General features: G+C 64.6%; 14 protein-coding genes. 7 read left to right on the forward strand and 7 right to left on the reverse strand.

Translation table 11 applies throughout. The annotated features are described in order from the left end of the window. Window positions 1–252: 252 nt before the first annotated feature. The gene (locus NLM32_RS33165; protein ID WP_375143595.1) at window positions 253–1,491 is read left to right on the forward strand and encodes an MFS transporter; all 1,239 of its coding nucleotides are present in this window, start codon (window positions 253–255) and stop codon (window positions 1,489–1,491) included. A gap of 7 nt (window positions 1,492–1,498) precedes the next feature. On the opposite strand, the gene NLM32_RS33170 is transcribed toward NLM32_RS33165, so the two are convergent. From NLM32_RS33170 to NLM32_RS33185, 4 genes are all read right to left on the reverse strand, one after another. Beyond that, the gene (locus NLM32_RS33170) at window positions 1,499–2,818 is read right to left on the reverse strand and encodes an alpha/beta hydrolase (RefSeq protein WP_254132917.1); all 1,320 of its coding nucleotides are present in this window, start codon (window positions 2,816–2,818) and stop codon (window positions 1,499–1,501) included. A 139-nt stretch (window positions 2,819–2,957) separates the two neighbouring features. Next, window positions 2,958–4,745 carry a chloride channel protein gene (locus tag NLM32_RS33175; protein ID WP_254132918.1) on the reverse strand — a complete coding sequence of 596 codons (1,788 nt, stop codon included), beginning with the start codon at window positions 4,743–4,745 and terminating at the stop codon, window positions 2,958–2,960. Window positions 4,746–4,753: 8 nt separating this feature from the next. Beyond that, window positions 4,754–5,407 (reverse strand): L-fuculose-phosphate aldolase, encoded by a 654-nt coding sequence (locus tag NLM32_RS33180; RefSeq protein ID WP_254132919.1) that lies wholly within the window; start codon window positions 5,405–5,407, stop codon window positions 4,754–4,756. A 172-nt stretch (window positions 5,408–5,579) separates the two neighbouring features. Then, window positions 5,580–6,206 carry a MarC family protein gene (locus NLM32_RS33185; protein ID WP_254132920.1) on the reverse strand — a complete coding sequence of 209 codons (627 nt, stop codon included), beginning with the start codon at window positions 6,204–6,206 and terminating at the stop codon, window positions 5,580–5,582. A gap of 150 nt (window positions 6,207–6,356) precedes the next feature. On the opposite strand from NLM32_RS33185, the gene NLM32_RS33190 reads away from it, so the two are divergent. From NLM32_RS33190 to NLM32_RS33205, 4 genes are all read left to right on the forward strand, one after another. Continuing rightward, entirely contained in the window at window positions 6,357–6,926 is a 570-nt protein-coding gene (locus tag NLM32_RS33190; RefSeq protein WP_254132921.1) for a ferritin-like domain-containing protein, read from the forward strand. A 187-nt stretch (window positions 6,927–7,113) separates the two neighbouring features. Then, complete coding sequence (locus NLM32_RS33195; protein WP_148771077.1) at window positions 7,114–7,497, forward strand: Hsp20/alpha crystallin family protein; 384 nt, start codon at window positions 7,114–7,116, stop codon at window positions 7,495–7,497. A gap of 8 nt (window positions 7,498–7,505) precedes the next feature. Further along, a complete protein-coding gene (gene lon, locus NLM32_RS33200; protein WP_254132922.1) occupies window positions 7,506–9,899 on the forward strand; it encodes an endopeptidase La in 2,394 nt (797 codons plus the stop codon). Between the two features lie 4 nt (window positions 9,900–9,903). Next, complete coding sequence (locus NLM32_RS33205; protein WP_254132923.1) at window positions 9,904–10,059, forward strand: hypothetical protein; 156 nt, start codon at window positions 9,904–9,906, stop codon at window positions 10,057–10,059. A gap of 77 nt (window positions 10,060–10,136) precedes the next feature. Here the strand turns inward: NLM32_RS33205 and NLM32_RS33210 are convergent, their stop codons facing one another. From NLM32_RS33210 to NLM32_RS33220, 3 genes are all read right to left on the reverse strand, one after another. Beyond that, window positions 10,137–10,439 (reverse strand): HU family DNA-binding protein, encoded by a 303-nt coding sequence (locus NLM32_RS33210; RefSeq protein WP_148771079.1) that lies wholly within the window; start codon window positions 10,437–10,439, stop codon window positions 10,137–10,139. Between the two features lie 333 nt (window positions 10,440–10,772). Further along, entirely contained in the window at window positions 10,773–12,005 is a 1,233-nt protein-coding gene (locus NLM32_RS33215; protein WP_254132924.1) for an acetyl-CoA C-acetyltransferase, read from the reverse strand. A 240-nt stretch (window positions 12,006–12,245) separates the two neighbouring features. Further along, complete coding sequence (locus tag NLM32_RS33220; protein ID WP_254132925.1) at window positions 12,246–12,887, reverse strand: general secretion pathway protein GspN; 642 nt, start codon at window positions 12,885–12,887, stop codon at window positions 12,246–12,248. A gap of 339 nt (window positions 12,888–13,226) precedes the next feature. Here NLM32_RS33220 and NLM32_RS33225 point away from each other — a divergent pair, with 339 nt between their 5' ends. Then, entirely contained in the window at window positions 13,227–15,125 is a 1,899-nt protein-coding gene (locus NLM32_RS33225; RefSeq protein ID WP_254132926.1) for a multicopper oxidase family protein, read from the forward strand. After that, window positions 15,112–17,289, forward strand: coding sequence for an alkaline phosphatase family protein (locus NLM32_RS33230; protein WP_254132927.1), 2,178 nt, complete (start codon window positions 15,112–15,114; stop codon window positions 17,287–17,289). Before NLM32_RS33225 ends, NLM32_RS33230 begins: the two co-directional genes overlap by 14 nt. Window positions 17,290–17,359 lie beyond the last annotated feature (70 nt).

Raw genomic sequence — 17,359 nt, forward strand, 5'->3', positions numbered from 1 at the left:
AAGGAGATATGGAAACGATAGATAATGCGCAAAGCACTGAAATGGTTTCGTGATCGCGGCAATCTGCCACGCTTTGAACGATTGTAAACTGAACCGCCCGATCCAGCTTGCTCCATTCAACCTGAGCGGATAATGAACAGGCGCGCCGTTTTCCGGCCGCCGTAAGCGTTCACGTGAACCAACGCATCAACCGACGCCGTCGGAATCGATGCTATTTTTTTGGTTCAACGTGACTGACGCGTCCTGCCATGAATGCCTATTCCCTTGGATCAAGCTTCCACATTTTCGTCTTCACCGGTCGCGCTGTCGCGACACCCACCACTGCTGCTCTATATCGCCTCGCGCACCCTGTCGGAATTCTCCTATCAGGTCGCCACGGTCGCCGTGGGCTGGCAGATCTATGCGCTGACCGGCAGCGCCTTCTATCTCGGCCTCGCCGGTCTGGTGCAGTTCATTCCGAGCGCGCTGCTCGTGTTCGTCGCCGGACACGCTGCCGACCGCTACGACCGCCGCCGCATTGTCCAGCTCTGCGAGCTGACACAGGGCCTGGCAGCCGGCTACCTCGCCATGCGACTGCTCACGGGGACGTTGATCGCGCCCGAGATCTTCATCGTACTCGGCGTCTTCGGACTGTGCGGCGCCTTTGAGGCTCCGGCCTCGTCGGCGCTGCTGCCGGCTGTTGCACCTGACGGCATGCTGCAACGCGCGACTGCGCTGTCGACCGGCACCTGGCAGGTCGCGACCATCGGCGGCCCGGCCGTTGGCGGCCTGGCCTATGCATTGTCGCCGAGCGCGCCGTTCACGCTGATGGCAGTGCTGTCCCTGATCGCCTGCGGCCTCAGCGGTCTGATCCGTGTCGAGCGAACGGCGCCTTCCGAGCACGAAAGCATCGACGGACTCTTCGCCGGCCTTCATTTCGTGCGCAACAACCCGGCGATCCTCGGCACGATCTCGCTCGACCTGTTTGCGGTCCTGCTCGGCGGCGCCACCGCGCTGCTGCCGATCTATGCCAAGGACATCTTGCAGGCCGGTCCCTGGGCGCTCGGCGTGATGCGCGCAGCGCCCGCGGTCGGCGCGCTCTGCATGACCGCGGTGATCGCACGCCATCCGATCGCTCGGCGCGCAGGTCTACGAATGTTCCAGGCGGTGATCGCCTTCGGGCTCGCGACCATCGTGTTCGCGCTGTCGCGCAACATCTGGCTCTCGGTGATCGCGCTCGCCGCGATGGGTGCCGCCGACACCATCAGCGTCGTCGTCCGCGTCGCGCTTGTGCAGTTGGCGACGCCCGATGCGATGCGCGGCCGCGTCGGCGCGGTCAACTTCCTGTTCATCAACGCCTCAAACCAGCTCGGCGAGTTCGAGAGCGGCATGGCGGCGGCGCTGCTCGGCGCGATGCCGGCCGCCGCGCTCGGCGGCCTCGGCACCATCGCGATCGCGCTGCTCTGGATGAAGCTGTTTCCGGTGCTGCGCGAGGTCGACAAACTCGAGTAAGCGACCTCTAGGCTCGGTAGCTCCAGTACTTTCGGAGCGCATCGCCTGAGGCCTGGAGGTCGAAGCGCTGGTCGGGCGCGAGCTGCTGCACGATCAGATTAAACATGTCGTTGAGGATCGAACGCTTCTCGCCGAAATAGGAGTGATGCAGGCCGACCAGGCTGGTGTCGACCAGCGACGCATCGATCGTATCGATGCCGTCGACCACCGTCAGGGCATCGCCGGCCTCGCCTGCCCGGGGATAGCCGTGCACGAATTTCGAGGCCAGCAACGCCACATCGCGGGACGAGGCATAGAGCGTGACACGCGCCGCGCAACCCTTGAATTTTGCGGCGAGCTGGACGAAGCGATCGCGGTCGATGTCGGGCGCGGCGAAGATGATCTGGCCGAGCTTTGCGGCGCCGGCCGGCAACTGCCAGGAGGTGACGCGTTCGAGCGTGTTGATGACCGCGCGATTGCCCATGCTGTGGGCGATGATGTGAACCTTGCCGGCGCCGACCTCGCCAAGCGCGAGTTGGAGGAACGCCTCGAAATGATCGCGCGACCAGTCGATCGTGCTCTCGTCCACGGTGTATTTCTTGGTGTCGGCCGCCGACGCCCAGCTGTACAGCAGCGTCCGGCCTGCAAATTTCAGATCGACTGCAAGCTGCCCGGCCCGCCGCGCCGCATCCTCGAACGTCACGTTGTAGCCGTGCACGAAGATCAGGACATCATGCTGGCTCGCAGCGGCAAGCGAGTCCTTCAGGCTCGTGACGAAGGCATCCCGGCCAAGCGCGGCGACAGTTTTGAGGATCACGTGCTTTTCGGGATTGGCCGAGAGTTCGAAACGCCACCAGCTCGGGCTGGTGAGTTCGCCGAGGTCGCGACCGCGCGTGGGCACGCTGACCTCTGCGACGCCCAGGGACAGCGTGCCTCGCGCGCCGCTGAAATAATGCGCCGGCGTGTCGTCGCCTCTGGCGCGATCAGTGCCGTAGAAGACGGGGATGGTGACGACGCCGGTTGTCTCATCCGTGGTCGGCCGGACGGTATCGGAGACGACGGGCGGCGACACGCGGCCGCGACGGGTCACGGTCTCCCTGGTAGCAACGGGCGCTGCCATGTCTGCCATCACGCGTTCGACGAGTTCCATCGCCGGGGGCTCGGCGAGCAGCCGCACGACCAAGAGATCGAGCGTCTGGCGAAGCTTGGCCGGATCCTCGCCCTGGCCGGCGCGCGCGGCGAGCTCCTGCAATTCCTCGCCGTAAGCGGGCCATTTGTCGCCCAGCAGATCCTTCAACCGGGGCCCGAGTTCGAGCAAGGCAAGCAACAGGCGAAGCGTGTCCGACATCGCACGTCCCTCGTCGCTGAATGCGGCCAAGGCACTGGCCCGGCCGTCCATCCCTAGCCTAGAGGTTGTGAACGATCTGGCAAGTCCGCTGCGCGTGCCAGCGTCAACTTGCCATCCTGATCTGTCTGGGGCGCGCGCTTTACGACAACGCGCCCAGCACGCCGCGCGTGGCCTTGTCGATCTCCTCGACATAGCGGCGGCGGGCGAAGGTCTCGGTCAGGAAACCGACCACCTTGCGGCTGTCGGTTGAATCGACCACCGCCAGCATTTCGGCTTCCGCCTCGTCGAACACCGCCATCGCGCTCTTCACGTTCATCTCCGGGATCAGCACGATCTCAGTCAGGCGCGCGAGCTCGATGACCTGGATGTCGTCGGCGATGGTGTCGAGATCGCTGGAGAACAAATCGGGCAGCAGCACGAGTCCCACATATTCGTCAGCATTGTTGACAATGACGATGCCGGGCCGCGATCCCAATGCGAATTCCCGCCGTGTCGCGGCGATCGTGGTGCTCGACGGCACCTTGCCGACGTCGGAGCGCATCAGCCGCTCGACGGTGAGGTTGCGCAGCCAGCCGACGTCGTTGGCGCTGCGGATGGTCTCGCCACGCAGATGCAGGCGCCAAGTCGAGAACGAGTGGCCGAACATGAAGCGCACGCAGATCGAGGTGACGATGCAGCCGGCCAGCACCACGGCGGTGACGTCGACATTGCGGGTCATCTCGAGCACGAGGAACGACATGGTCAGGGGACCGCCGACGATGGCGACGCCGAGCGTCGCCATGCCGGTCAGCATCGCCACCAGCGGATCGATCACGAAGTTCGGACTGATCAACAGCAGCACCGCCGAGAAAAACTTCCCGATCAGGCTGCCGACGAACAGCGAGGCGAAAAAGAGCCCGCCACGGAAACCTGATGCCAGCGAGATCAGGCAGGCCGTCACCTTCAGCGCGATGATGATCGCGATCAGGCCGATCGTCATCTCGTGGAAGAGGTCGAGCACCATGGCGCCGTGGCCGGCCGCCAGCACCTGCGGCGTCACGATGGCGAAACCGCCGACGATGAGGCCGCCGATCACCGGGCGCAGCCAGACCGGCAGCCATTTGAACAGCCGCTCGAACATCGAGGACGAGCGCATCACGGCGATGCCGACGCCGCTGGTGACGAGCGCAAGCCCGATCAGCGCCAGATATTGCTCGACGCCGACGGCGCTGACCTTCGGGATTTCGAGGGAGTAAGGCGCGCCGCCGAGCCATTGCGCGGTCAGCGCGCCGGCGAGCGAGGCTGCTAGGATGGGGGCCGCGCTGCCGACCGAATAGACGCCGACGATCAGCTCGCAGGCGTAGAAGGCGCCGGTGATCGGCGCGCCGAAGGCCGCCGCGATCGCCGCCGCCGCGCCGCAGCCCACGATCAGGCGCAAATCGTTGCGCCGGAGATTGAAGAATTTGCCGAACAGCGAGGCGATGCCCGAGCCGATCTGGGTGTAGCCGGCCTCGAGTCCGACCGAGGCACCGCAGCCGTTCGAGATCAAGGTCTGGCTCGACACCACCACGCTGTCGCGCATCGACAGATTGCCGCCGCGCAGCGCATTGGCCTCGATCGGGTCGACCGCGCTCGAGATCTTCCACCGCCGCCGCCACCATTCCATGATGCCGAGCACGAGGCCGCCAAGCGCGGGCGCGATCATCGCCGCCCAGGGGTTGATATAGGTGTTGGCGGAGAGGCGCACGTCGATCGGGATGCCGTAGATCACGACATGGGCGATCTGCGCGATCTCGGCCATCAGCGTCACGATCGCGCCGGCCAGCGTGCCGATCACGAGCGCCAGCGGGATCAAATAGAACTCGTTGCTGCGCAAAAGGGCGCGCAGCCGGACCATGGTGCGGTTCGTCCCCTTGCCGTCGACGATATGCCTGATCCGCGCGAACACCAGCCGCCCTACCCGTCCGACACGCCGTAGCCGGCCATGCGCTGGCGGACCCGCTCGATTTCGGCACTCGACAGCAGCGGCGGTTTGCCGATCTGGAGACAGCCGTGATATTGCCGCGCCAGCGTCTCGACCTCGACGGCGAGCCACATCGCCTTGTCGAGCGTCTTGCCGACCGCGATCATGCCGTGATGGTCAAGCAGGCAGGCGAGCCGGCCGACGAGCGCGCGCACCGCGTGCTCGGACAGCTCTGCCGTACCGAAAGTGGCATAGGGCGCGCAGCGGATGTTGTCGCCGCCGGCGGCCGCGATCATGTAGTGCACGGGCGGGATGTCCAGGCCCATGATCGCCAGGATGGTGCAATAGGTCGGATGGGCGTGCACGACGGCGTTGACGTCGGCGCGCGCCTTCAGGATGTCCAGATGGAAGCGCCACTCGCTGGACGGCTTCTGGCCGGGGGCATGCGAGCCGTCCTTCGACATGAAGACGATCTGGTCCGGCGTCATGGTGTCGTAGGGCAGGCTCGTGGGCGTGATCAGCAGCCCCTCCTCGTGTCGCAGGCTGATATTGCCTGACGTGCCCTGGTTGATGCCGAGCGCATTCATGCGGCGGCACGCGTCGATGATGGCCTGTCTCTTGTCGAGCTCGTCCGCTGTCATCGACATCCCGATTTCATCTCGACCTTCTTGGCGATGGGCGCTTCTTGCGTTGGGAAGTACGTCAAAGCAATGTGGCAGTGCAAGCGAAAGCGGACCTGTTCAGGCGCCGTCTTGCCGGCGGACCAGCCACATCATGAATTAGATCGTAAAATCAACAGATTAACAGATTACCGCAGCCCTACGACAGGCTGGCCCGGACGGCCGCAATCCCGTTGATCACGAACTGCACCGAATAGGCCGCGAGCAGCATGCCGAGCACGCGCGACAGCACGGCATTACCGGTGCGCCCCAGCGTCCGCGCGATCAGGTGAGCCGAGATGAAGCAGAACATGCAGATCAGGCAAACGGCGAGGACGACCGCGATGATGATCGCGAGCCTCGGCCCATAGCCGGCATTGCCCGTCAGCAGCAGCGTGGTCGCGATCGCGCCGGGGCCGGCCATCATGGGAATGGCCAGCGGAAACACCGCGACATCGGAGGCGTGCTCTGCGGTCGCCTTGTCGGCCTCCCGCGCCTCGCGATGCGGCCGGTCGCCGAAGATCATCTGGTAGGACACGCCGAACAGCAGCAGCCCGCCCGCGATCTGGAACGCGGGGATGCCGATCCCGAGCTGGCGCAGCAGCCAATTTCCGACGAGCGCTATCACGACCAGGATCGAGGCCGCGATGAAGGGCGCGCGCAACGCCACCGTCCGCTTGATCTTGTCGGACATGCCGCCGGTCGCGGCCAGGAACGCCGGCGCAAGGCCGACGGGATCGACCACCAGCAACAGCGTCACGAAGGCGGACAGGGCGAAGTCGAGCATGGGCTGGGCGTCTCGGGCGAGCGTGGTTGTCGCAGCCAGCCATAGCTGCTCGCGGGAGCCTTCGCGAGGAACATTTGCCGATCCCGGTTCTTGATCGCGTGAGGATTGAGGAAGGGCATGCCTTCCCGTGTCACCTCATGAGGAGGATCCATGGCTAAGAAAGCAAAGAAACGTGCATCTAAGAAAAAGACCGCATCGCGGCGCCCGCGTCAGGCGCCTAAGATGCTCAGCGACCTGTTTCTGGAAACGCTGAAAGACATCTATTTCGCCGAGAACAAGATCATCAAGACGCTGCCGAAGATGGCCAAGGCCGCCCATTCGAAGGACCTTGCCGCCGCCTTCAACAAGCATCTGCGGGAGACGCAGGGCCAGGTCAAACGGCTCGAGCAGATCTTCAAGATGCTGGACAAGCCGGCGCGCGGCAAGCCGTGTGAGGCGATCAACGGTATCACCGAGGAGGGCGCCGAGATCATGAAGGATTTCAAGAACGCCCCTGCCCTCGACGCCGGCCTGCTCGCCGCGGCGCAGGCTGTCGAGCATTACGAGATCTCCCGTTACGGCACGCTGCGCACCTGGGCCGAGGAGCTCGGCATGCCCGAGGCGGCAAGGCTCCTCCAGGACACGCTGGACGAGGAAGAGGCCACCGACCACACCCTGACCGAGCTTGCCACGTCGGTCATCAACCTCGAAGCGGAGGCCGAGTACCGCGAAGCCGCCTGATTCCGACCATCCCGCCCAATTGTTGCCTCCGGCGCCGCGGAACATCTCCGCGGCGTCGATGCGTCTGAGCGCAAGGGCCTCGTCTCGATCGAGGGCCAGACATGCCCTGAACGCGCGATGCTGGAATTTGCGGGAACCATCACCATATCCCCGTTTTCCAACCGCAGCGCCTTTCCCGAGTTTTGCCATGCAACCCAAAAACCCCTTCGACTGGATGCTGTCCGAAGCCCTGGACCAGCTGACCCGCGGCGAACGGCTGCGCCAGCAGTTCGGCCGTCAGGAAGCCTGCTGGGAGCCGCCGATCGACGTGCTCGAGACCGAGCATGAGCTTTTGATCCTGGTCGCGCTTCCCGGCGTCAATCCGGACAATGTCGAGACGGTGATCCAGGACGGCGTGCTTATCATCTCCGGCCAGCGCACGCTGCCGCCGGAGCTTCGCAACGCCCGCATCCACCGCCTCGAGCTGCCGCAGGGGCGCTTCGAGCGCCGCATCGCATTGCCCCTTGGCCGCTACGCCATCAGCCGCTTCGTGATGGACGGCTGCGTCGCACTGCGCCTCGCCAAATCCTGAGGTCGATCATGGCCACCGAACAGATGAATACCGCACAGACCAATCCAGACGTGAAGATCCCCGACGACGCGCTGATCATCATCCCCGTGCGCGAGATGGTGCTCTTCCCCGGCGCCATCGCGCCGATCGCGATCGCGCGGCCGAAGTCCGTCGCCGCCGCGCAGCAGGCGCTACGCGAGCAGCGGCCGATCGGCATCGTCCTGCAGCGCAGCCCCGAGACCGACGAGCCCGGCCCGGACGATCTCTACAAGGTCGCGACCATCGCCAACATCGTGCGCTACATCACCGCGCCCGACGGCACGCATCACATCGTCTGCCAGGGCGTGCAGCGCGCGCGCATCCTCGACTTCCTGCCGGGGACGCCGTTCCTGGCTGCGCGCTTCCAGCAGATTCCGGAGCCGACCACGTCGTCGGCCGAGATCGAGGCGCGGGCGCTGAACCTGCAGCGCCAGGCGATCGAGGCGGTCGAGCTGCTGCCGCAGGCGCCGCCCGAGCTGGTCGCGATGTTCCAGAGCACCACCGCGCCCGGCGCGCTGGCCGATCTGGCGACCTCGTTCATGGACATCAAGCCGCAAGACAAGCAGGAGGTGCTGGAGACCATCGACCTCGCTTTGCGCGTCGAGAAGGTGTCGAAGCATCTGGCCGAGCGGCTGGAGGTGCTGCGCATCAGCAATGAGATCGGCCAGAAGACCAAGGCCTCTTTCGACGAGCGGCAGCGCGAGGCGATCCTGCGCGAGCAGATGGCGACCATTCAGCGCCAGCTGGGCGAAGGCGACGGCAAGGCTGCCGAGGTCGCCGAGCTGACGGCTGCCATCGCCAAGGCCAACATGCCGCCGGAAGCGGATGCCCACGCCAAGAAGGAGCTGCGCCGCTACGAGCGCATGCCCGAGGCCGCCGGTGAATCCGGCATGGTCCGCACCTATCTCGACTGGCTGATCGAGCTGCCGTGGGCGCTGCCCGCGGAGAAGCCGATCGATATCAAGGAAGCGCGTCGCATCCTGGATGCCGATCATTTCGGCCTGGAGAAGATCAAGGGCCGGATCATCGAATATCTGGCGGTGCGCAAGCTCGCGCCGCAGGGCAAGGCGCCGATCCTGTGCTTCGTCGGACCGCCCGGCGTCGGCAAGACCTCGCTCGGCCAGTCCATCGCGCGCGCGATGGATCGCCCCTTCGTGCGCGTCAGCCTCGGCGGCGTGCATGACGAGGCCGAGATCCGCGGCCACCGGCGCACCTATATCGGTGCGCTGCCCGGCAACATTATCCAGGGCATCAAGAAGGCGGGCGCACGCAACTGCGTCATGATGCTGGACGAGATCGACAAGATGGGCCGTGGCGTGCAGGGCGATCCCTCTGCCGCCATGCTGGAGGTGCTCGACCCCGAGCAGAACGGGACGTTCCGGGACAATTACCTGGGCGTGCCCTTCGACCTGTCGCGCGTGGTGTTCATCGCGACGGCCAACATGCTGGACCAGATTCCGGGTCCGCTGCTGGACCGCATGGAGCTGATCAGCCTCGCCGGCTATACCGAGGAAGAGAAGCTGGAGATCGCCAAGCGCTATCTGGTGCGGCGGCAGCTGGAGGCCAACGGCTTGACGGCCGAGCAGGCCGAGATCGAGCCGGAGGCGCTGAAGCTGGTCGTCAAGGGTTACACCCGCGAGGCCGGCGTACGTAACCTCGAGCGCGAGATCGGCAAGGTGTTCCGCCATGCTGCGGTGCAGGTCGCGGAAGGCACGACTGCGAAGGTCGTGGTGACGCCGAACGACATCGGCACCGTGCTCGGTCAGCCGCGCTTCGAAGGCGAGATCGCGCAGCGCACCAGCATCCCGGGCGTGGCCACCGGCCTTGCCTGGACGCCGGTCGGCGGCGACATTCTGTTCATCGAGGCCTCGCGCGTGCCCGGCCGCGGTGGGATGATCCTGACCGGCCAGCTCGGCGACGTCATGCGCGAGAGCGTTCAGGCGGCGATGACGCTGGTCAAGAGCAAGGCGTCGCAGCTCGGCATCGATCAATCGGTGTTCGAGAAGAACGACATCCACGTTCACGTTCCGGCGGGTGCGACCCCGAAGGACGGACCGAGCGCGGGCGTGGCGATGTTCACGGCGCTGACGTCATTGCTCACCAACCGCACGGTGCGGAGCGACACGGCGATGACCGGCGAGATCTCGCTGCGCGGGTTGGTGCTGCCGGTCGGCGGCATCAAGGAGAAGGTGGTGGCTGCCGCCGCCGCCGGATTGAAGCGGGTGATGCTGCCGGCGCGCAACAAGCGGGATTACGACGACATCCCGAAGAGCGCGCGGGACAAGCTCGAATTCATCTGGCTGGAGCGCGTCGACGAAGCCATCGCCGCAGCGCTCGAGCCGGCGGAAGCCCAAGTCGATGCGAAGATCGAAGCGGCGGAGTGATGCGATGAAGAAACTGCTGGAAGAAGCGAAGCGATCGCGGAAGACGCAGCGGCTGCGCCAGCTGCTCGATCGTGCCATCGACCGGGTGCGCGATGCGCTCGCGGGACCCGAGCCGCGGCTTCAGCCGATCCCGGTCCGGGCCAGGCGCCGCAAGGGCTGAACCCCTCCGCTTCAGCCCTCGCGGTCACTTAACTCAAAACCAAAAGGCCCCCTCTCATCGAGGGGGCCTTTGCGTTATCAGGCCACGGCGTCCTTGGCGGCCTTGACCGGGCGGGCGCGGACGATCTTCCGGGCCGGCTTGGCCTTGAACATCATCTCTTCACCCGTGAACGGGTTGGTGCCCTTGCGCGCCTTGGTCGCGGGCTTCTTGATGACCACGAACTTGGCGAAGCCCGGCACCAGGAACAGGCCGTTCTTCTTGAGCTCCTTGTGGCCGACGTCCGTCAGCGTCTCCATGACGCTCTTGACGTCGCGCTTGGAAAGCTCGGTGGCGGTCGCGATCTTTTCGATCAGCTGCGATTTGGAAAGTTGGGTCGGCATCGTGTCTCCTCTGATTCGTTGCCGGTTGCATATTAGACCAACCGGCGAAGGCCTATAGCCTTCTGCACAGTTTTGTCGCGGTTTTACGGGCTTTTTTGGCCCCCTGAGGCAAAAAACCCTGCATTTTAGCGGCTTCCTGCGCGGAAGGCGCCTCGGGCAGCGGTTTTTGCCTTGTTTCAAAGGCCCGCAAGCAGCCTTGCTAAAGCTGATTCGATGCTTTCGACAAGCGACGACCGGCATCTTTGTAGGATGCCGGTCGCATTTCACCCTAGAAAATAAGGCTGGATCGCCATCGTGCGGCGTTTTTACCTGCTTTTTACGGGTCGCAACGCACTAGATGCGCTCGATGATGACGGCAGGCGCCATGCCTCCCGCGGCGCACATGGTGACGAGACCGCGCTTGAGGTCGCGCCGTTCGAGCTCGTCGAGCACGGTGCCGATCAGGATCGAGCCGGTCGCGCCGATCGGGTGACCGAGCGCGATCGAGCCGCCATTGACGTTGACCTTGGCGCGGTCGAGCTTGAGATCGCGGATATATTTTTCCGCAACGACCGCAAAGGCCTCGTTGATCTCGAAGAGATCGATGTCGTCGATGGTGAGCCCGGCCTTCGCCAGCACCTTGCGCGTCGCCGGCACCGGCGCGTTCAGCATCAGGGTCGGCGAGTCCCCCATGTTCGCCATCGCCACCACGCGGGCGCGGGCCTTGAGACCATGCGCCTTGGCATAGGACGGTGACGCCAGCAGGATCGCGGCGGCGCCATCGACGACGCCGGACGAGTTGCCGGCGTGGTGCATGAAGTCGATGTCGAGGTCGGGATATTTCTGCAGGATCAGGCCGCGATAGGTCGTGCCCTTGTCGTCCAGCGCATAGTCGGCGACCGCGGGGAATGCGGGCTTCAGGGCCGCGAGCCCTTCCATCGTGGTCTGCGGCCGCGGATATTCTTCGTGGTCGAGTGCGAGGCTGCCATCCTCGCGATGCACGGGCACGAGGCTCTTCTTGAAGTGGCCGCCGGCAATCGCCTGCGCCGCACGCTTCTGGCTTTCGAGGCCGAGCGCATCGACGTCCTGCCGCGTGATGCCTTCCAGCGTCGCAATCGCGTCGGCGCAGACGCCCTGATGCGACTGCGGGTGCCGCGCACGCAAGCGCAGATTGCCGGAGTCCATCATCATCGGACCGCCGCCACGGCGTCCCTCCATCGACATCATCTCGCATCCGCCGGCGATGACGAGATCTTCCGCGCCCGCCATGATCGAGGATGCCGCCATGTTGACGCTGGTGATGCCCGAGCCACAGAAACGATCGAGCGTCACCGCGCTGGCGCGCACGTCATAGCCGGCATCGAGCGCCGACATGCGGCCGAGATCGCCACCTTGCGTTGCGACCTGCGCGCTGCAGCCCCAGACGATGTCGTCGACATCGGCGGTGTTGATGCCGGTGCGGTTCGCAAGCGCACGGAGCACGGTGGCGCCGAGCTGCTGCGGATGAATGCCGGAGAGTGCTCCCTTGCCGGCCTTGCCGACACCGCGCGGGGTGCGGCAGGCATCGATGATCAGCGCGTCGGTCATGGGCGTTGTCCTCTTGTTCTTGACTGTTGAGGACGGTTTTGAATCAGGGGGACAACGGAGTCAATCGGCGCGCCGCGCACCCGCTTCCCACCCCTCCGCAAAAAACGCGAAAACAACCCCATGCAAAGTAGGGATTGGGGTGCCGGGTGCGACCTCGCCTATTCGTAGAGCAATTGACACGTCGGGCAAAACGGGAGCAGCAATCTATGATCGCCAGAATATCAGCCGCCACCCGATCGGCTAACGATGGACGTGCGGCCGCCTGGGTTCATCGGTCGGCGACGCCACAGCCGCGACTTCAACGCGCGGCGCCATCGGCGCAGCCGTTCCGGGCTCCGGAAAATTCAGCACGACGGTCTGCTGGTCGCGCACGAACCTCGCCTCGCGGCCCTGCACCGCGCGCAATCTCCAGCCCTGATAGTCGTCGCCTGTTCTCAGCCGCACGGCAGCCTTGGAGGTCTGGTCGACGAAAATGCCGAGGCTTCGGTCGTCGCCGATAACGGTGCCGACCAGCGAAAGCGGTGGAGGATGCGCCTCCTGCGCCGGCTTCGGCGGCGGTGGCTTCGCGACCGCGACCTCGGTCACCGCGACCGGCGGCGGCCGTCGCGAGGGCGAGAATACCGGACGCTCGCGCGTGCCGCTGAGGCTCTCAAACGAGACCTCCCACAGCGGATTGCCTCTTCGCGCGGGCCCACCCGGCTGCTCGGCGGGCGTGCGCGGCGCCCAAACGGAAGCCGCGATGGAATCCCCGAGCGGTGTTGCGGCGAGATCACCGACGCCACGCGCGGCTTCGTCACTGAAATTATCCGCGGTCAGCGCCGCATGTGGTGCAAGCACGCCGAGCGTGGAGACCAGGAACAGATACCATGTCAGTTTCGCCACGGTTGTCCGCTCCGCCATCCAGTGCGCTCGTTGTTGCATGCGACGTGACCCTGATCAAGCAGATCGACCAAGCCAACATCGCACGCAGGCGCCGACGACTCTCGCGCACGACTGACGACGTCGTCGGACGTTGCTCGCGATGTCTTTCGTCTCAGTCGCCTGCACAGCCCTGATCGTCGTCGCCTGCCAGGTGTGAGTTCCATCGCCTGCGATCGTGCCTGTCATCGTCGTGTAAACAACCTGTCAGAGAGCGGGTGCTACACAACTACCCGCGTCGATACGACGCAGCAATTGTCATCTCTCCGTCATTCCTCAGCGAAGCGGGATCCGGGTCTGTCCATGATTGATTCCGAAGCGCGATCACGTGGTTGGCTTGGTCGGATCGCGCGAAATCAATCGACACGACGATGGCCGATCGGCGTGTTCGCTGTCGTGTCCTGGTTTGCAATGCTGGGGCTCGGAGCGATCAGCTTCGTGGCTTTGCTCGGAACCAGCGGGTTTACTCAGCCCTCACAACCAAAACGCGAAGCCTGTCAGCGGCCGACATCCGGCAGCGCCATACAGGAACCGCAGGACCTTCGCAGCCACGACGGGATTCTGCAGGTCGAGCTTTCCATTCACAACAGCAAGCAGCCGGACGGCTCGACCCGTTACTGCTACCTGACGCCCGATGGCGAGATGTCGCCGACATTGCGGGTCCAGCCGGGCGATCTGCTGATCGTGCGCTTCAAGAATGATCTGACCGAGCTTGCGCCGGCACGCCCGGCCGCGGATCAGCCGCAAGCACTGCCGTTCCCCGCGCCGCTATGTGTGTCGAAAAGGATCTCGGATCCGTGCGGCAGCGACGCCATGCGAGCGACATCGGCCAATCTGCACTTTCACGGGCTGACGGCGCCGCCGGTATGCCATCAGGACGATGTGCTGAAGACGTCGATCCAGCCGGAGGATCCGCCCTTCGAATACCGGTTGCGCATTCCCGCCGACGAGCCGCCGGGAGTCTATTGGTATCACCCGCATATTCACGGCTTCAGCAAGGCCCAGGTGCTCGGCGGTGCGTCGGGCGCGCTGATCATCGAGGGCGTCGAGCGGGCTGCTCCGGAACTGGCTGGCCTCCCCGAGCGGGTGCTGGTGATCCGCGACCTCGACCTTTTGAACCCCGACGCACCGCCCGCAAAATCCGAGCCGATCGTCCCGAAAAATCAGCTCGACAGTGACGGCGACACTACCAACAACGGCACCGGCTTCGGCAGGCCGGCGAAAGACCTGTCCGTCAACTTCGTGCCGGTGCCTTATCCCGATTATCCGCCGGCATCGCTCAAGATGAAGCCGGGCGAGCGACAGCTATGGCGCGTTCTCAACGCCTCGGCGATCACCTATCTGAATCTCGCCGTCGTGTTCCGGCGCGCGCCGCAGCCGCTCGGCATCGTCGCCATCGATGGCGTGCCGGTCCATTTCAACGGCAGCCCGGCGCCTGCGGTCGAGTGGGTCAATCGCATCGGCGTGCCGCCCGGCTCGCGCGTCGAATTCATCGTCGAAGGCCCGCCGCTCGGCGTACCGGCGCTCTTGGTGACGCGAACGGTCGATACCGGGCCGGCCGGTGAGAACGATCCGAACCGCGCGCTCCTGTCGATCACGGCCGCGGACGATGCACCCGAACCGCAATCGAGGCTGCCGGCAAATCCGCAACCACTGCCATCAGCCGTTCGCCCCTGGATCGGAGACGTCACGCCGGCGCGCGTCAGGAAACTGTACTTCTCCGAGCAGCCGACCAATCCGGACGATCCCAACGGCCCCGTGACGTTCTTCATCACCGTGGATGGCGAAAAGCCAAAGCCGTTCGATGCGGGGTCGGACATTGCGGACATCGTCGCCAGGCAAGGCGACGTCGAGGACTGGATCATCGAGAACCGCTCGACGGAATTGCACGACTTCCACACCCATCAGCTTCACTTCGAGCTGCGCGAATGGTCGGGCATGCAGGTCAACGAGCCGTTCGTGCGCGATACCGTCAACGTCCCCTATTACAACGGCCGCATGCTGCAATATCCGAGCGTGCGGCTGCGCATGGATTTTCGCGACCCGAACATCGTCGGCACCTTCGTCTACCACTGCCATCTCCTCGAGCACGAGGACAACGGCATGATGGGACGAATCCGCGTCGAGGCTGCCAACACCGCCGTTTCCACCGAGTCGTCAGGTCAACTACTACCCAAGGGAGCGCAGAATGAGCCTAAATAGACGCAAGTCACGTTTGCTAGACAGTTGCCGCATCGGACTGAGTGCACTGGCGATGGGGCAATTCTGCCTAAGTCCGGTGCTTGCGGGCGGTGCGCCGTCCCCCGCCGATCACTACACGCGGTCACCGATCAAGCACGTCATCGTCATCATCGGCGAGAACCGCAGTTTCGACCACGTGTTCGCCACTTACGTGCCGAAGGATCGCCGGCACACCATCGACAATTTGCTCTCCAGAGGCATCATCAAGCTCGACGCCAACAAGAATGCGGTCCCCGGCCCCAACTTCGAGCAGGCGCATCAGCTGGCGGCAAAGGACATCGGTTCAAAGGACGCGTTCCTGCTGAGCCCGCCGAAGCAGACTTTCCCCAACGACCAGCTGCCGGCTCCGCTGGTCGGCGGCCCCAAGGTCTCCTACATCCCCAACCAGTGCGGCAGCACGCCGATCGCGCAATGCCAGGCGAGCCTGACGCTTGCGCAGCAAACGGAAACCGGCCTGGACCCGAACTACTATTCTTCACTGCTGACCGGCGGCACCGGCCAGACCTCGAAGACGCCGGACCAGCGCATCACCGCCGTCAACACCCTGCCGGCCGGCCCGTTTCAGCTGACCAACGGCAACACGTTCCTCTACGAAAGCTACGCAGCGAGCCCGGTGCATCGCTTCTACCAGATGTGGCAGCAATTGAATTGCGGTAAGGGCTCTGCCAGCCGTGACAATCCCTCGGGCTGCACCGGCAATTTGTTCGCCTGGGTCGAAGTGACCGTCGGCGCCGGCGCCAACGGCGCTGCGCAGCCGGAGACATTCAGCACCCAATATGCGCCGGACGCAGTGACCACGGGGGAAGGTTCGACCGCGCTCGGCTTCTACAACGTGCAAAAGGGTGATGCGCCCTATTTCACGAGCCTGGCGGACAAGTACGCGATGAGCGACAACTTCCACCAATCCGTCAACGGCGGCACCGGCGCCAACCACATCATGTTCGGCCATGCCGACGCGCTCTGGTTCAGCGACTCCGACGGCAAGCCGGCGGCTCCGCCGAACGGCGTGCAGGTCTTCGGCGGCACGCCCGATGCCGGCGTCGTCCATATGATCGAGAACCCCAATCCGGCGTCCGACACCAACAACTGGTACACCGAGGACGGTTACGGCAATAGCTTCAACTCGGGCTATCCGCCTCCGTTCTCCGTCTCGCCCGCCTCGGGCGGCGGATCGTACAGCGACTGCTCCGATCCCAACCAGCCCGGCGTCAAGCCGATCCGGGATTACCTGCAGTCACTGCCGCGCCCGATTGATCCCCACTGCGAGCCCGGCCACTATTACCTGCTGAACAACTACAATCCCGGCTGGTTCGGCAACGGCAAGAACGCCTACGTCGACCATAATCCGTCGAATACGCCGTTCACCATTCCGCCGTCGTCGACCCGCAGCATCGGCGACCTCCTCAACGACAAGAATATTTCCTGGAAGTATTACGGCGACCAGTGGGACAACTACGTCGACGATCCGTACCAGCTCAATTGGGGTGCGACGGGCCCGACCGCGGATGAATACTGCAACATCTGCAATCCGTTCCAGTACGACACGTCCATCATGTCGCATCCGGACCAGGTTGCCGAGCACCTGCACGACTCGACGAAACTGTACGCAGATATTTCCGCTCGCACCCTGCCTGCAGTCTCGATCGTCAAGCCGAGCGGCTTCGTCGATGGCCACCCGGCGTCCTCCAAGCTCGATCTGTTCGAAGGCTTCACCAAGAAGATCGTCGACCAGATCCAGGCCTCGCCCTACGCGCACGACACCGCCATCTTCATCACCTTCGACGAAGGCGGCGGCTATTACGACTCAGGCTACGTGCAGCCGCTCGACTTCTTCGGTGACGGCACCCGCATTCCGCTGATCGTGGTGTCACCGCTTGTGAAGCCAGGCCATATCTCGCACCACTACGCCGATCACGTCTCGATCGTCAAATTCATCGAGCGTAACTGGCAGCTGCCGACGATCACGCATCGCAGCCGCGACAACTTCCCGAACCCGGTCGCCGAGTTCGGCAACCCCTATGTTCCCCTGAACAGCCCGGCGATCAGCGATCTCTTCGACTTCTTCGAGTTCGCGGAGCACGAAGAGCCTGGATTCCCGGGATTCCCCGGCTTCCCGGGGCATTAGTCAGCCTGATCCCAAACCGGATATCGAATGATAGCGGCCGCCCTTCACGGGCGGCCGTTGCTTTTTGGGG

The sequence above is a fragment of the Bradyrhizobium sp. CCGUVB14 genome, assembly GCF_024199935.1.
GTDB lineage: Bacteria > Pseudomonadota > Alphaproteobacteria > Rhizobiales > Xanthobacteraceae > Bradyrhizobium.

Bases quoted from the DNA above. Each gene is read 5' to 3' on its own strand.
- NLM32_RS33165 (WP_375143595.1), top strand. From the start codon at position 253: ATGCCTATTCCCTTGGATCAAGCTTCCACATTTTCGTCTTCACCGGTC.
- NLM32_RS33170 (WP_254132917.1), bottom strand. From the start codon at position 2,818: ATGTCGGACACGCTTCGCCTGTTGCTTGCCTTGCTCGAACTCGGGCCC.
- NLM32_RS33180 (WP_254132919.1), bottom strand. From the start codon at position 5,407: ATGTCGATGACAGCGGACGAGCTCGACAAGAGACAGGCCATCATCGAC.
- NLM32_RS33185 (WP_254132920.1), bottom strand. From the start codon at position 6,206: ATGCTCGACTTCGCCCTGTCCGCCTTCGTGACGCTGTTGCTGGTGGTC.
- NLM32_RS33190 (WP_254132921.1), top strand. From the start codon at position 6,357: ATGGCTAAGAAAGCAAAGAAACGTGCATCTAAGAAAAAGACCGCATCG.
- NLM32_RS33195 (WP_148771077.1), top strand. From the start codon at position 7,114: ATGCAACCCAAAAACCCCTTCGACTGGATGCTGTCCGAAGCCCTGGAC.
- lon (WP_254132922.1), top strand. From the start codon at position 7,506: ATGGCCACCGAACAGATGAATACCGCACAGACCAATCCAGACGTGAAG.
- NLM32_RS33205 (WP_254132923.1), top strand. From the start codon at position 9,904: ATGAAGAAACTGCTGGAAGAAGCGAAGCGATCGCGGAAGACGCAGCGG.
- NLM32_RS33210 (WP_148771079.1), bottom strand. From the start codon at position 10,439: ATGCCGACCCAACTTTCCAAATCGCAGCTGATCGAAAAGATCGCGACC.
- NLM32_RS33215 (WP_254132924.1), bottom strand. From the start codon at position 12,005: ATGACCGACGCGCTGATCATCGATGCCTGCCGCACCCCGCGCGGTGTC.
- NLM32_RS33225 (WP_254132926.1), top strand. From the start codon at position 13,227: ATGATTGATTCCGAAGCGCGATCACGTGGTTGGCTTGGTCGGATCGCG.
- NLM32_RS33230 (WP_254132927.1), top strand. From the start codon at position 15,112: ATGAGCCTAAATAGACGCAAGTCACGTTTGCTAGACAGTTGCCGCATC.